The following is a 14,244-nucleotide window of genomic DNA, read 5'->3' as shown; positions in this document are numbered from 1 at the left end:
AAATTGAAAGATAAATCTGATTTGAAAAATATCTTTGCTAAAAATCTTAAAATTAGAAGAAAGAGATTGGAACTAACTCAAGCTGAATTAGCCAAAAAAATTAATGTTTCTACTTCTTTTATAACTGAAATAGAAAATGGGAGAAAAGCTCCCTCTTTTTCAACTATTGAAAAACTTTCTTCAATTCTAGAAGCCCCTTGTTGGTCATTTTTTTGTGAATATGGTGATAAAATAGACTTAAATGTTGAAGATAAAGAAAAATTCTCATTTCAATTAAAAAATGAAATTAGTGATGCAATAGACAATTTTATAAAAAATAATCTTTAATTATCACTAAATATTAATAAAAATAATTGATAGAATAATAGCTTCTACTCCATTATTTATATAAATACTATGTATGAAAAAAACTTTCTTACATAGTATTTTTTTTATTATAAGGCTAAATAAAATTCTTCTTATTAGACAAAAAAAGATGAAATTTATAATTTAAAATTGTCTACAATCATACATTTCTAACTTCTTTTTTTTTTGTGATTTTTACAAATACTCAACTATCTATGTAAATCTAAAAACTTATTTAGTTTAATTTACATATACTAATTGTAGATAAAATATTTCAATAAAGAATAAAAAAAAAGGAAGTAATTTCAATAGGTATCATAAGTTAAGTAATATTCAATTTATCTAATAAAAATTGCTAGTTTAATATTTAAATAAATAATTTGACATATAAGAAGTGGAGGCTTAACATATAATAAATACGCAAATAGCTTTTTAAAAGCATAAGGAGGAATTATGAGCGTTACCAGTACTGATTTAAGGAATGTTGCTATCGTTGGCCACAATGGTACCGGAAAAACCTCGTTAATGGAGCAAATGCTCTTTTATGGCGAAGTTATTCCGAAGGTTGAAACTATTGAAAATGGTAAAACAGTTAGCGATTACACAGAAGAAGAGATTAAAAAACAAATTTCTATCCATACCAGTCTAGCCCATCTCGATTGGCAAGGAAAATGTCTCAACATCCTCGATACTCCCGGTTATTCAGGATTTATTGGTGAGGCAATTTGTGGCTTTAGAGCTACAGAAGCATCTATAATGATGGTAGATGCTAGAGATGGAGCTCAAATCGAAACCATTAAACTTTGGCGCCGTTTGGATAACAGAAACAAACCTCGTGCTGTATTTATTAACAAAATGGATAGAGATAGAGCAAGTTACACTAATGTAATAAATGATTTAAGAGAACATTTCGATGCTACTTTTGTTCCAACTTTCATTCCCATGGGTGAAGGTGAAAATTTTAAAGGCATAATTAATTTAATAGAAGATAAGGCTTATTTCTTTGACGAAAAAGGTAAAGAAAAAGTTGGAGCAATTCCAGAAGAGTTCAAAGAACATGAGCAAACATATAGAGAACAATTAATAGAATATGCAGCTGAAGGAGCTGATGATTTAATTGAAAAATACTTTGATGAAGGATCTTTAAGTCCCGATGATATTAGAAGAGGTTTGAGTGAAGGCTTAGCTGACAACCGGGTTGTTCCAGTATTTTGTGGTTCAACATTAAAAGGTAGTGGAATTACATCACTCTTAAACTTTATAGCTCACAATTTCCCATCTCCGGTTGGACAAATTGAATGGACGACAACAGATAATGATGACCACCATGATATGAAGATTGTTGAAGAAGGAGATGCATCCGCTTATGTATTTAAAACAACTATCGATCAATTCAGTGGTAAATTAAGTTTTATAAAAGTTGCCTCTGGACATTTAACACCTGACTTAGAACTATATAACCCTGATTTAAAAAAGAAAGAAAAACTTGGAAAATTATATAGAGCTGTTGGTAAAAAACTTATTGAAACAGATAGTTTGGCTGCAGGTGATATCGGAATTATAGCTAAAAGTAATATTTGCTTTACAAATTGCACGTTATTACAAAATCCAAATAACCAAAAATTCACCTTCAAACCATTATCATTACCACACCCTATTTACTCATTAGCAATTTCAACTGATGATAAAAAGAGTGCTGATAAACTAAATGAAGCTCTTCATAAAATTTGCGAAGAAGATCTTACTTTCCAAACTAGTTTTAATGAAGAAACAAAGGAATCTGTAATTAGAGGAATGGGAGATGTCCACTTACAAATAATTTTAGATAAGATTTCTGAAAAGCAAAAAATTAAAATACATACTAAATTACCAAAAATTGCTTACAGAGAAACTATAACTAGAAAAAGTGGCATTGTTGAATATGCTCACAAAAAACAAAGTGGTGGGCATGGACAATATGGTAAAGTTTTAATTGAAATCGAACCAATAGAAAGAGGAACAACTTATGCATTTACAAATGCTATCAAAGGAGGATCTGTTTCTAAAGGTTATGTTCCAGGTATTGAAAAAGGCTTAAAAGAGAGAATGGAAGAAGGATATCTTGCAAACTATCCTTTAGTCGATATCGGTATTACCTTAGTTGATGGTAAAGAACATCCAGTTGATTCTTCTGAAATGGCATTTAAGTTAGCTGCAAAAGGTGCTTTAGATGCTGCCTTAGCAAAAGCAAAATGTACCTTGCTAGAGCCTTTTATGAATGTTAAAGTATTTGTTGAAAACCAATACTTAGGAGATATTTTATCAGATCTCTCAAGTAAAAGAGGAAGAGTAACTGGACAAAAAGAATTCGGACAACTACAAGAAGTTTCTGCTTTGGTCCCTCAAAGTGAAATGCTAAATTATGCAATTGATTTAAAAAGCATGACCTCTGGAACTGGTAGTTTTGAAATTGAATTTTCACACTATGAACCTCTTACTGGAAGGAATGCTGATTTAGTAATTGAAGAAGCAAAGAAGGAAGAGTAATCATAAATAACTATTGGAGATCAAAACTTGGGTTATTGTTAAATATTTAGCAGTAACCCATTATTATTTTAAAATGATTTACTATTTCTAGCATAAATTAGTTGACAATATTTCATCCTACTTGTAGCATATTACTTGCATATTAATGTTTTATTTCTGAGATATCTTTACGTCCTTTGCTAAGTCTTCTAAGTTAAGAGAAAAAAGAATGGTAGATTATTAGCAATATTTCTTAATTTTGCAGAATACAATTATAAGGACGTATTTATGTCAAAAAAACTTTATGTAGGTAATTTAAACTACAACACAACTGAAAATGATTTAATCGAATTATTTGGTCAATTTGGTACTGTAAACAGTGCAAGCATTATTCTCGATAGAGAAACAAACAGATCTAAAGGATTTGCATTTGTTGAATTAGATAGCGAAGAAGCAGCTGATGCAGCAATCGCTCAACTTAATGGACAAGAATTCTTAAATAGAAATCTACGTGTTAACGAAGCTATTTCAAAACCTCGTAACAACAATCGTGGTGGTTATAGAAGATAATTTCTATATATAACCCACTTTTCTTTGCTTTTTATTAGAAATCTTTTACGTCTTGTTTTAATGATTGATAAATATTATCCTTATAATAAGGAGATATCTAGATGAATTTTACTATAGATAACAATAAAATATATTATAAGAAAGAAGATAAAGAATTAGCGTATATCGACTTGGATTATACTCCAGACGGTTTAGTTGTTTTAGAAAAAGTTTTCGTCGATCCTGAACTTAGGGGGCTTGGCGTTGCTTCTAAATTGATGGCTTTTGCTGCTAATTACTTTTCAGAAGAAAAAATAACAGTCGTTCCTATGTGCTCATATGCAAATGCTTGGTACCAACGACATGAAGAATATTTAAAAGGTGCAAAAATGCCAGAAGATGGTCCTAGATGCAAACTTTAAATATTAGCTTATTGAAAAATTAAATTAGGTTCGTTTTATTACTACTAGTTTAAAAAAACAATTAGACTAAAAGCTCAGTTTTAATATTAAATTAAAGCTGAGTTTTTTATTTAAAAAAAAACACTTCCAAAAATATATAAATAATATACTTTTAGAAGCAAAGACTAAAAATTAAATAAATCTACTCTTTCTCAAACCATATTTCATTAATAATGTAATCCAATTTAACGCCACGTCTTTCGTATTTAGTTGTAGGTCTCCATTCCCTACTAGGCGCAAAACCATCATAAGGATTAATTAGACTCTCAGTATTACCTAACACCTCTAACATTTGAGCTGCATATTCACTCCAATCAGTTACACAGTAAACATATCCACCCTTTTGGAGTTTTTGAGATAATAATGTTGTAAATGGCAATTGAATTAATCTTCTTTTATGGTGCTTTTTTTTAGGCCAAGGATCTGGGAAAAAGATATGAAACCCCGCTATAGAATTATCTTCAATCATATCAGTTAATACAGAAACAGCATCAAAACGCATTAATCTAACATTTTCTATCTTTTCATCACCAACTATTGATAATAATTTAGTGTATCCATTTAAAAAAACTTCAATTGCTAGGTAGTTATATTGGTCTCTAACTTTTGCAATTCGTTGAGTAGATTCTCCCGTCCCAAAACCAATCTCAATTACAACAGGTTTATCATTATTAAATAATTTTTTAAAATCAATTTTGTTATTACTATATTTAACCCCATAGTGAGAATAATATTTTTTTACAGCCTCTAATTGAAAAGTATGTAATTTATTAGTTCTTAGAACAAAAGAGTGAACTTTTCTTTTGTCTTCATTTAAATCTTTTTTTTCAACTATAGCTAGTTCTGGATATTCATCATATATAGATTGTGCCTTTTCTCTCATTTATCTCCCCTATAACAATCTTTGAAGCATTTCTAAAATAAATAAGCTTTTATCTTTTAAAGAAATTGCATCAGTTTTTAACTTAATATATTCAGGGTTCTTTGTATCATAACTTACCGCTCCATTGCTATATGGTAAGAGCCTTAAAAGTTTATCCCCATTAATATATTTGATTGCTCTAAACTTAGCTAATACATTTCCCTTTCTTTCAGAGAGATGAATTATCTTAAGCTTTCTGCAAACTATCTTTAGTTCTGCAATATGTATTAAATTGCTTACTTCTTCTGGCATTTCACCAAACCTATCGGTTAATTCGCTATTTAACATATCGAGTTCTGACTCTGTTTTAACTGTTGCAATCTTTTTATAAATTTCAAATTTTACAGAAGGATCTTGAATATATTCATCAGGAATAAATCCTGTGTAATCCAATTCTAAGAACACTTCCTCTTCTAAATCCTCTTTATTATTAGTTCTAAGTTCGTTAATAGCTTCGTCAAGGATTCTAATATACATATCAAGACCAACAGAAGCAAGTTGTCCACTCTGTTGCTTCCCTAAAAGGTTACCAGCTCCTCTAATTTCCATATCCCTCATTGCAACTTTAAAACCAGCACCTAAACCTGTATTTTCACTAATAGTCTTTAACCTTTTAACAGCTACCTCACTTAAGGCTTTATCTGCAGGATAAAAAAGATATGCATAAGCTTGGTTTTCACTTCGTCCAACTCTTCCTCTAAGCTGATATAGTTGAGCAAGGCCATACATATCTGCCCTGTCTATGATAATTGTATTTACATTTGGAATATCAATACCATTTTCAATAATAGTTGTTGATACTAAAACTTGGATACCTTCATGAACGAATCGCCTCATTGTATCTTCCAAATCTTTAGGATTCATTTGACCATGTGCTGACTCAATTACAACTTCTGGTAATAATTGACTTAGCATATTTACAACTACATTTAGAGATTCAACCCTATTGTGCAAATAGAAGACTTGGCCACCTCTACTTATTTCCTTTCTAATTGCTTTAACAACTAATTCAATATTATATTCAAGAATTTTTGTAGTAATTGGGTGTCTTGAGATTGGAGGCGTAGTTAATAAAGACATATCTCTAATCTTAAGTAAAGACATATATAATGTTCTAGGAATTGGTGTTGCAGAAAGAGCTAAACTATCGATACTTGTTCTCATTGTTTTTATTCTTTCTTTATCTTTAACTCCAAATCTTTGCTCTTCATCAATAATCAAAAGGCCTAAGTCTTTATAAATTATATCTTTTTGTAAAATTCTATGAGTTCCGAATAATACATCAATTTTACCATCTATAAGAGAAAGCAAAGTTTTCTTTTGCTCTTTTTTAGGAATAACTCTAGATAAAAGCCCTACATTAATAGGAAAGTCTTTTACCCTTTCGACAAAATTATTATAATGCTGTTCTGCTAAAATAGTGGTTGGAGCTAAAAAAGCAACTTGCTTATTACTAAGCACAGCCTTAAAAGCAGCTCTAAAAGCAATTTCAGTCTTTCCGAAACCTACATCACCACAAACTAATCTATCCATAACACTGTTGCTTTCCATATCCATTTTAATATCTTCAATACAGGATAATTGGTCAGGAGTCTCTTGATAAGGGAATAGAGCTTCAAATTGTAATTGCATATCATTATCTTTTTCAAATGGAAAGCCTATAGCAGCTTTTCTTTTTGCATATAATTCAATTAAATATTTCGCTAACTTTTCAGCATTAACCCTAGCTTTAGCTTTCTTTTTTTCCCAAACAGATGAGCCAATTTTATCCAAAGTTGGTTTACTAGAAGAAGAACCAATATACCGTTGAACTAAATTTGCTTGTTCAATTGGTACATATATATTATCTCCATTAGCATAAGCAATCTTAATATAGTCTCTTTCTCTATCAAAAGACTTAACCCTATCTATTTTTATAAATTTACCAATACCGTAATTAACGTGAACAACATAATCCCCTTCATGTAGATCTACAAAAGAATCTAAAGGAGAACTTTTTGTATGTTGTAAAGTTTTAATCACTTGTTTTCTTCTTCCAAAAATTTCTGATTCACAGAACGCAATTAACTTAATAGAAGGAATTGAAAAACCACTTGATATTTCATAATCCATATATTGAATTCGATTAAAATCTTTAAGCATTTGTTGAAGTCTCTGTTTTTGAATTGGATTACTTGTGAAAATATACACATTCCAATTTGCTTCAAACATAGTTTTAAGTTCGCCTTTTAATCTCTTGAAATCTCCAAAATAAGATCTAGGACCTTCAACATCGAAACTATAAGAAAAATTATTTTCATTTTTTATATCTACAAGGGTTAGCTTGTTTTTAACATTTTTATAAAAAGAAGGATAATCAAATAAAATCTGATCATAAGGTTTTATATTCCTATCTTTATGATATGCTTCTCTATACAAGCTTTTTGCTTCTGAAAGTAAACTTTTATAGCTAGTGTTTAATCTAACATCACCTATGAAACAGAAAAAATCATCATCTCTAAAATAAGTATCAATTTTTGAAAACTCTAAAGCTAAATCATCCTCTTTAAGAAGAGAAATATCAACTTTATTCAAATTTTGTATAGTTTCTTGTGTAAGAGGACTATAAGTAGCGATTTTTTCAATTTCATCCCAGCTTGCATATATTCTAATAGGCTCGTCAAAAGAAAAAGGAAACAAATCTAAAACTTCACCTCTTAAAGAGAACTCACCCGGCATTGAAGTACTTGGTACTCTAACATAACCGGCTTCACTAAAAATTTCAGCCATTTTTGTGGGTTCAAATTTATCATTTACCTTTAAAGTAAAACTAGTACTCTCTAAACAATGATTACTTATTACTTCAGAAGCAAAGGCTCTTAAATGTGTTACTATTATTGAATCTTTATACCCTTTGATTTTAGTTAAAGCTTCTAGTTGATTATATTCATCTTTTCCACTCTCGAAGTCACTATATAATTTCTTTCCATTTGAAGGTAAATAAAAAATTGGGACTTCTCTATTATATTTATCTAAATTATAAACTTTATTTTCATTATTTACTTCAAGGGCAAAATCTTTTAATAGATTCTTCGCACTGTCTTTAGTGGAACAAATTACCCAAACCCTTTTTCTCCTAGTTCTATATATCCTTCTAATAAATTGAGATAGAACATACCCTTCTAAAGAATTAATCTTAATATCTGTAATACCAGAATTTAATTCTTTAAAGGCTTTACTCGTTTTTAGGTATTGTTGTATTTGGACCGTTATATTATTATTATTTACCATAAGCTGCTTTACCTTATCATATTTAAATAAGGCTCGACAAGAAACAAGGAAAGATAATGAATGAAAATTACTTAACTAAAAAAAAATTAGATATTCTCTTTGAGAAAATGGTTCAATGTGCCCAATTTGCAAAAGACAGTCAAAAAGAAATTATTAGAGAATATAAGAAGGATGGTTCAGTTTTAACAAAAGCAGATGTAAAAATTTCAAATATTATAATTGGAACAATTAACTCATTATTTAAGGAATGTAATGTAATTAGTGAAGAGACAATAACACCTTTTAAAAATGATGCCCCTTATACATTTATACTTGACCCAATTGATGGAACAGATATATATTCACAAGGACTTCCTTCTTTTGCTGTAGCTCTTGGAATTCTAGATGATAAAAGGCTTCCTGTTGGTGCTATGATTATTGCTCCTAGGTTTGGAATTGGAACGGAGTCTCTTCAAATAAGACTTGATCCAGAATCTTCTCTATTAATAAACGGCAAACCCTTTGTAAAAAATGCGACTAAAGATATTCCGACCCAGCTAACAGTAAGTTCAAAATTGCAAAAAAAATTAGATTTTACTAACTTTAAGGGAAAGGTTAGAACATTTGGTTCTTCAATAATTCATATTTTAGCACCATTACTCTTTTCTAATATTGAAGGATGTATAAATCAAAGAGCATATGCTTGGGATATTGCAGCATCACATGCTGTTTTGTTACATGAAAATCTTGATGTAGTATATCATAATAAAACACCTCTTATTTACGATGATGATTTATTAATAAACAGGAAAGTTTGTAAAGATTTAATATATTGTGGTAGCACAAAATGTATTAATAACATGATTGATGTACTACCACCAATTTGTGATAACTAGAAACTATCTTTAATTTTTCCTTCGTCAAACCATTTTTTTGCTAGATATAAAAAAGGTGTATCAAGCAACGCGACAATCCATTTTAATAAATAAGTTGATAATACGATTTGATAGAGGACATTTATTTCATAAACACCATAAAATGCAATAAAAGTAAAAAGTACAGAGTCGATTAGTTGCGAGATAAAAGTTGAAGCATTATTTCTAAGCCATATCATTTTCGTTGATGGAAATTTTTTTTTCCAATATTCATAAGCAATAATATCATGATGATTGCTAATAAAATAAGCGATCAAAGAAGCTATTGTTAATCTTGGCATAAAAGAGAAAATTGTTGACATAGAACTTTGAACAACATCAGAAGAGGATGGAGAAAATTTAATTGCAAGTTGCATCATTAAAGTCATACAAATTAAAGCAAAAAAACCAATTCCAATTGCCTTACGACTTTCTTTTTTAGAAAAACATTCACTTAAAATATCAGTAACTAAAAAGCTAGTAGCATAAACTATGTTACCTAATGTAGCTTCAATTCCAAATAAATTAACATTTTTTGTAACTTGTATGTTTGCAACAATAACAGAAATTGGGATCCAAAGATATAAACCTAGTTTACCCCAAACACGATAAGCTATTAAAATAGCCACAAAATTTATTGAGAGCATAATAACCCACAATAGTTCATTCATAAAAAACCTCACTTAGATAGAATAGCCAGAAGAAAATTTTCTTCCCTACGCCGTGATAAAACTTATCCGGTCCAAGCGCACAATGTGCTTAGGTGTTGACTATAGCACAAGAAAGCTCTTAATTAAAAGAGCTTTCAAAAATAAAATTTAAACTAAATTGACTAATTTTTCACCTTTTTCAAAGGCAATTATATTATCCAACGTCGTTTTAGCTATATTTCTTAAAGCTTCTTCTGTTAAAAAAGCCTGGTGACTTGTCACAATAACGTTCGGCATAGATATTAATAACATAAGTGTATCATCATCTAACACGGCTTCACTTTGATCTTCAAAGAAAAGCCCAGCTTCCTCTTCATATACATCGAGGGCTGCAGAGCCAATTTTATGACTTCTAATACCTTGTAGAAGAGCCTCAGCATCAACTAGAGCACCTCTAGATGTATTTACTATAACAACTCCGTCTTTCATGATTTTTATAGTATCAGAATTAACTAAATGTCTAGTATCTTTAGTAAGCGGACAGTGAAAACTAATTATATCAGATTTTCTACATAACGTTTCAAAATCAACATATTCCACATCTAAATCTTTACTTGGATATGGATCGTAAGCCAAAACCTTCATGGAAAAACCTTTACATATTTGAATAAAAACTTTACCAATCTTACCAGTTCCAACAACACCAATAGTCTTTTGATGTAAATCAAATCCAACTAAACCATTTAATGAAAAGTTAAATTCTCGAGTCCTAACGTAACTGTGATTAATCTTTCTAACAGAAGCTAACAATAAAGCCATCGCATGTTCAGCAACAGCATATGGTGAATAAGCTGGAACTCTAACAACCATTAACCCTCTTTCATTAGCTCTTTTAATATCAACATTATTATAACCAGCAGATCTCATTGCTAATAATTTAACACCTAAATCTACCATACCATCAATTACTTTTTTATTTATATCATCATTCACAAAAGCGATTACAACTTCAAAACCTTTGACTAAGTAATAGTTCTTTGCATTTAAACGAGATTCAAAATATACAATTTCATCTTCATCTCTTTTTAACTGATCAAACCATTTCTTATCAAATTTCTTTGTATCAAAAAATGCAATTTTCATAAAATTTCTCCTTAGTCTAATTGTTTACCTATGTTAACACTTTATTTCATTACCAAAATTAATTCAATGAAAATTAATCTTTGACACAATAATTTTAAAAAAATAAGATTTTTTATACTATTTTTTCAAAAGTGGTTGACTATATTCTCAATCTGTTTTAAATTCCTACTTGTGTTTGACACACGGGGAGGTTCCCGAGCGGTCAAAGGGGGCAGACTGTAAATCTGTTGGCTCCGCCTTCGAAGGTTCGAATCCTTCTCTCCCCAGATGCTTCTTTCTTAATTGAAAGGAGCTTTTTTTATGATTTTTTGATTCTAATAAATATTATTTTCTACTAATTCTCTTGTTTTTTTTATTTTCTATAGTATTCTTTGTATATAATACAAGGAGATTAACATGGCTTATTTAGAAGTTGGTTCAGAGGCAATCGATTTTGAATTGCAAAATAAAGATGGTAAATTAATTAAATTAAGTGATTATAAGGGAAAGAAAATTGTCTTATATTTTTATCCTAAAGATAATACAAAAGGATGTACTGTAGAAGCTTTAGATTTCAAAGCTAACTTAGACGCCTTTAATCAAAAAAATGCCGTAGTGTTTGGTATTAGTAAAGATAGCGTCAAATCTCACTGTAATTTTAGTAATAAATATGAGCTTAATTTTGAAATATTAAGTGATGAAAACTTAGAGGTAATAAAAGCATATGGCGTTTGGCAACTTAAAAAGAATTATGGAAAAGAATATTTTGGAATAGTTAGAACCACATATGTAATTGATGAGAATTTCAAAATTGATAAAGTTTATAAAGTCAGCAAAGTCGCTCAACATGTTGAAAAAGTGTTAGAACAATTGTAGAAAAGTAATTAATTAAATAACAATTTGACATGAATTCTTGTAATATTTTTTTTAGTAAATTAATCAAAAACCCTTAATTTATGACCATAAAACAAGGATTTTATTGTATTTTTTATTTATTTTTGTTTGCTTTTTAACATTTGTGTGTTAGAATTTCAATATATTTTAAATGGAGGCTATTAATGACAACACATGAACAATTATTACAATTTTATGAAGATTATCAAGCTGAAAATGCAAAGTTTACTGAAAAAGGTGTAAAGGCATCTGCAGCTCGTGCACGTAAAGCTCTATCTGAGATTTCGAATCTTTGTAAAATTAGAAGAAAAGAAATCATGGAAGAAAAGAACGAAATGTCTAAATAATTAAGTACTATCTTACTGACGAGAACAATAATCCCACATATTTGTGGGATTAGTTTTTATACATTTATAATATTACAATCTTCAAACTTATATTTAGAGCATACTTGCTCAACAAAAGACTTTCTAACACAAATTATGAGAGATATATTTGAGGAAGCTATCTTTTCAAGCACTACATTAAAACCAGAACCTGAGAGCTCAAGAGCCCCCACTTCGTCTAGAACTAATGTAAAATCTTCAGTCATCTGGCTTTCAATCTGATTTAAAAGTATTTTTATTGCTTCTCTAAAAGCATTTTGGCGAATAAAATACTTTCCAATCTTTTGAGTTGATAAACATTTTTCAGTTTGTAAGACTTTAATAATTTCGTTTGTATAAACATTTCTCAAATAAAAAACATCTTTATTATTATCACTCTCACTAACATAGCCTAAATACCTACGATCAGCTTTGGCGATGATTTTCTTTAAAGTTGTTGTCTTACCAGAATTCCTATCTCCACATATAACCGTAACTTTCATAATATTAACTTAAAAACGATTGAAGCTCATCAAAAGCTTTCATAGAATCTTCTCTCTTAATAACAAAAGTTAATTCGTTTTTAGTAGACAAAATTTCTATAACATTGATTTTTTCCCAAGCAAGTTTTCTAACAGCTTCATATACAATTCCAGGAGTTTGTAAAAAATCACCTGAAAAAACAAGGGAAAGGGCAACAAGATCATCCATCTTATGTAAAATCTCTTCGTCTTTTGCTAAGTCTTCAACTAATTGTTTATATTTTTCACTTATAGCAACAGAAATTTCATGACTCCCTAAAGAAACATTTAAAAAATCACCCTTTTCGGTAGAAACTTCATTATATAGCTTAGCCAGTTTTGCAAGGAACTTATCATTTCTAACAATATTTAAATCGTAAATCTTAGTCTTCATTATGATTTCGTAGTCAACATCATTTTTTTTAGAATTTTCTTCTTTAGCCCTGAGTTCATCACCATATCTTCTTATAGCCATAACAATTGCACTATGTTTTACCACTTTGCCATAACTCTCTTCCACATCATCTTTTATTGATGTAGCGTAATTACTATAAGATAATATTCCTTTGACTAGCATTTCGTTGATAAAAGGTGTTTTATCAATTATACGTTTTACACAACTACTTACAGATTCTGCCATATATCCTCCACCTGTTTGTTAATATAATCACATATTGTTTTAAATTGCAACACTTTAAGATATTAAAACGTATAAATAGTACATTTTGTTATTTAAATTTAAACAATCAACTATATTGACAGGTTTCCTATTGAGAACTATTCTTAATAAACATTATAATACTAAGGAAAACGACATGAAAACCATTATTGGACCACATTTAAGCAGTTCTAAAGGCTTTGTTAATATAATTAAAGAAGCTGATAAAATACAAGCAACAACTTTTCAATTTTTTACTAGAAACCCTAGAGGAACGAAAGCTAAAGATTTAGATTTAATTGATGTTGAAAATTTTAAAAAAATATGGAAAGAAAGAGGGAATCTTCCTTTTGTAGCCCATGCTCCATATACATACAATCTTTGCTCAAGTAAAAAAGAACTTAGAGAATTAGCTTTTAGACTAATGGACGATGATTTAAAGAGACTAAATATATTAGGTTGCCCTTACTATAATTTTCATCCAGGTAGTCATACAGGACAGGGAGAGTCTATAGCAATTGAACAAATTTCCACAGCTCTTAATTTACTTATAGACAAAAATAAAGATTCTTCGGTTTTAATCCTTTTAGAAACTATGGCAGGCAAAGGTAGTGAGGTTGGTAAAACTTTTGATGAGCTAAAATTGATTAGAGATAAAATTAATAATAAAGAACAAATTGGTTTTTTATTAGATACTTGTCATATTTTTGATGGTGGTTACGATATTAAAGATAATTTAGATTCTGTATTAACCTCATTTGATAAATTTCTTGGTTTAAGTAACTTAAAAGTTGTTCATCTAAATGATAGTTTAAATATTTTAGGTTCTCATAAAGACAGACATGCAAAACTCGGTCAAGGAAATATTGGAATTGAAGCAATCGAAAAAATAGTAAATCACCCTTGTTTAAAACACCTTCCTTTTATTCTCGAAACACCTAATGATTTAGCAGGATATAAAAAAGAGATTAATTTAGTTAGAAGTCTTACACAATAATTCACACTTTTTTAATATAAATTATACATATAGTGTTTTCTACATTATAAAATAAGGATTTACTTAATATGAGACCACTAGATTTAATTTTA

General features: G+C 29.4%; 14 protein-coding genes and 1 tRNA gene. 9 read left to right on the top strand and 6 right to left on the bottom strand.

Annotated elements, in window-relative coordinates:
- Positions 1-3: 3 nt before the first annotated feature.
- The 4 genes from ACZ5SO_RS02740 to ACZ5SO_RS02725 all read left to right on the top strand — a co-directional run bounded on the left by ACZ5SO_RS02740 (position 4) and on the right by ACZ5SO_RS02725 (position 3,821).
- Complete coding sequence (locus ACZ5SO_RS02740; RefSeq protein ID WP_464626629.1) at positions 4-327, top strand: helix-turn-helix domain-containing protein; 324 nt, start codon at positions 4-6, stop codon at positions 325-327.
- Positions 328-798: 471 nt separating this feature from the next.
- Positions 799-2,871 (top strand): elongation factor G, encoded by a 2,073-nt coding sequence (gene fusA, locus ACZ5SO_RS02735; RefSeq protein WP_464626628.1) that lies wholly within the window; start codon positions 799-801, stop codon positions 2,869-2,871.
- A gap of 267 nt (positions 2,872-3,138) precedes the next feature.
- Positions 3,139-3,420 (top strand): RNA recognition motif domain-containing protein, encoded by a 282-nt coding sequence (locus ACZ5SO_RS02730; RefSeq protein ID WP_464626627.1) that lies wholly within the window; start codon positions 3,139-3,141, stop codon positions 3,418-3,420.
- A gap of 101 nt (positions 3,421-3,521) precedes the next feature.
- Positions 3,522-3,821 (top strand): GNAT family N-acetyltransferase, encoded by a 300-nt coding sequence (locus ACZ5SO_RS02725; protein WP_464626626.1) that lies wholly within the window; start codon positions 3,522-3,524, stop codon positions 3,819-3,821.
- A gap of 181 nt (positions 3,822-4,002) precedes the next feature.
- Here the strand turns inward: ACZ5SO_RS02725 and trmB are convergent, their stop codons facing one another.
- Both trmB and mfd read right to left on the bottom strand, forming a co-directional pair.
- Entirely contained in the window at positions 4,003-4,743 is a 741-nt protein-coding gene (trmB, locus tag ACZ5SO_RS02720) for a tRNA (guanosine(46)-N7)-methyltransferase TrmB (RefSeq protein WP_464626625.1), read from the bottom strand.
- A 9-nt stretch (positions 4,744-4,752) separates the two neighbouring features.
- Entirely contained in the window at positions 4,753-8,052 is a 3,300-nt protein-coding gene (gene mfd / locus ACZ5SO_RS02715) for a transcription-repair coupling factor (protein ID WP_464626624.1), read from the bottom strand.
- 56 nt (positions 8,053-8,108) lie between these two features.
- Here mfd and ACZ5SO_RS02710 point away from each other — a divergent pair, with 56 nt between their 5' ends.
- Positions 8,109-8,927, top strand: coding sequence for an inositol monophosphatase family protein (locus ACZ5SO_RS02710; RefSeq protein WP_464626623.1), 819 nt, complete (start codon positions 8,109-8,111; stop codon positions 8,925-8,927).
- On the opposite strand, the gene ACZ5SO_RS02705 is transcribed toward ACZ5SO_RS02710, so the two are convergent.
- Positions 8,924-9,616 (bottom strand): queuosine precursor transporter, encoded by a 693-nt coding sequence (locus ACZ5SO_RS02705; protein WP_464626622.1) that lies wholly within the window; start codon positions 9,614-9,616, stop codon positions 8,924-8,926. The genes ACZ5SO_RS02710 and ACZ5SO_RS02705 overlap by 4 nt on opposite strands.
- 147 nt (positions 9,617-9,763) lie before the next feature.
- Positions 9,764-10,738 carry a 2-hydroxyacid dehydrogenase gene (locus tag ACZ5SO_RS02700; RefSeq protein ID WP_464626621.1) on the bottom strand — a complete coding sequence of 325 codons (975 nt, stop codon included), beginning with the start codon at positions 10,736-10,738 and terminating at the stop codon, positions 9,764-9,766.
- Positions 10,739-10,922: 184 nt separating this feature from the next.
- On the opposite strand from ACZ5SO_RS02700, the gene ACZ5SO_RS02695 reads away from it, so the two are divergent.
- The 3 genes from ACZ5SO_RS02695 (at position 10,923) to ACZ5SO_RS02685 (ending at position 11,958) form a co-directional block, all read left to right on the top strand.
- Positions 10,923-11,004: transfer RNA gene (locus tag ACZ5SO_RS02695), tRNA-Tyr, on the top strand.
- A gap of 130 nt (positions 11,005-11,134) precedes the next feature.
- Positions 11,135-11,593 carry a thioredoxin-dependent thiol peroxidase gene (gene bcp, locus ACZ5SO_RS02690; RefSeq protein WP_464626620.1) on the top strand — a complete coding sequence of 153 codons (459 nt, stop codon included), beginning with the start codon at positions 11,135-11,137 and terminating at the stop codon, positions 11,591-11,593.
- Positions 11,594-11,775: 182 nt separating this feature from the next.
- Positions 11,776-11,958 carry a hypothetical protein gene (locus tag ACZ5SO_RS02685; RefSeq protein WP_464626619.1) on the top strand — a complete coding sequence of 61 codons (183 nt, stop codon included), beginning with the start codon at positions 11,776-11,778 and terminating at the stop codon, positions 11,956-11,958.
- Positions 11,959-12,014: 56 nt separating this feature from the next.
- Here the strand turns inward: ACZ5SO_RS02685 and ACZ5SO_RS02680 are convergent, their stop codons facing one another.
- A complete protein-coding gene (locus tag ACZ5SO_RS02680; protein ID WP_464626618.1) occupies positions 12,015-12,479 on the bottom strand; it encodes a nucleoside-triphosphatase in 465 nt (154 codons plus the stop codon).
- Between the two features lie 4 nt (positions 12,480-12,483).
- Positions 12,484-13,137 (bottom strand): hypothetical protein, encoded by a 654-nt coding sequence (locus ACZ5SO_RS02675; protein WP_464626616.1) that lies wholly within the window; start codon positions 13,135-13,137, stop codon positions 12,484-12,486.
- Between the two features lie 175 nt (positions 13,138-13,312).
- On the opposite strand from ACZ5SO_RS02675, the gene ACZ5SO_RS02670 reads away from it, so the two are divergent.
- Positions 13,313-14,152, top strand: coding sequence for a deoxyribonuclease IV (locus tag ACZ5SO_RS02670; protein WP_464626615.1), 840 nt, complete (start codon positions 13,313-13,315; stop codon positions 14,150-14,152).
- The last annotated feature ends 92 nt before the right edge of the window (positions 14,153-14,244 follow it).

The organism is Pleomorphochaeta naphthae (assembly GCF_055396005.1).
This window is presented reverse-complemented; position numbering and strand designations above follow the sequence as displayed.

Excerpts from the sequence above, each read along its gene's own strand:
- fusA (WP_464626628.1), top strand. The coding sequence starts at position 799 with ATGAGCGTTACCAGTACTGATTTAAGGAATGTTGCTATCGTTGGCCAC.
- ACZ5SO_RS02680 (WP_464626618.1), bottom strand. The coding sequence starts at position 12,479 with ATGAAAGTTACGGTTATATGTGGAGATAGGAATTCTGGTAAGACAACA.
- ACZ5SO_RS02670 (WP_464626615.1), top strand. The coding sequence starts at position 13,313 with ATGAAAACCATTATTGGACCACATTTAAGCAGTTCTAAAGGCTTTGTT.
- ACZ5SO_RS02705 (WP_464626622.1), bottom strand. The coding sequence starts at position 9,616 with ATGAATGAACTATTGTGGGTTATTATGCTCTCAATAAATTTTGTGGCT.
- bcp (WP_464626620.1), top strand. The coding sequence starts at position 11,135 with ATGGCTTATTTAGAAGTTGGTTCAGAGGCAATCGATTTTGAATTGCAA.
- ACZ5SO_RS02725 (WP_464626626.1), top strand. The coding sequence starts at position 3,522 with ATGAATTTTACTATAGATAACAATAAAATATATTATAAGAAAGAAGAT.
- ACZ5SO_RS02730 (WP_464626627.1), top strand. The coding sequence starts at position 3,139 with ATGTCAAAAAAACTTTATGTAGGTAATTTAAACTACAACACAACTGAA.
- trmB (WP_464626625.1), bottom strand. The coding sequence starts at position 4,743 with ATGAGAGAAAAGGCACAATCTATATATGATGAATATCCAGAACTAGCT.
- mfd (WP_464626624.1), bottom strand. The coding sequence starts at position 8,052 with ATGGTAAATAATAATAATATAACGGTCCAAATACAACAATACCTAAAA.
- ACZ5SO_RS02675 (WP_464626616.1), bottom strand. The coding sequence starts at position 13,137 with ATGGCAGAATCTGTAAGTAGTTGTGTAAAACGTATAATTGATAAAACA.
- ACZ5SO_RS02700 (WP_464626621.1), bottom strand. The coding sequence starts at position 10,738 with ATGAAAATTGCATTTTTTGATACAAAGAAATTTGATAAGAAATGGTTT.
- ACZ5SO_RS02710 (WP_464626623.1), top strand. The coding sequence starts at position 8,109 with ATGAATGAAAATTACTTAACTAAAAAAAAATTAGATATTCTCTTTGAG.
- ACZ5SO_RS02685 (WP_464626619.1), top strand. The coding sequence starts at position 11,776 with ATGACAACACATGAACAATTATTACAATTTTATGAAGATTATCAAGCT.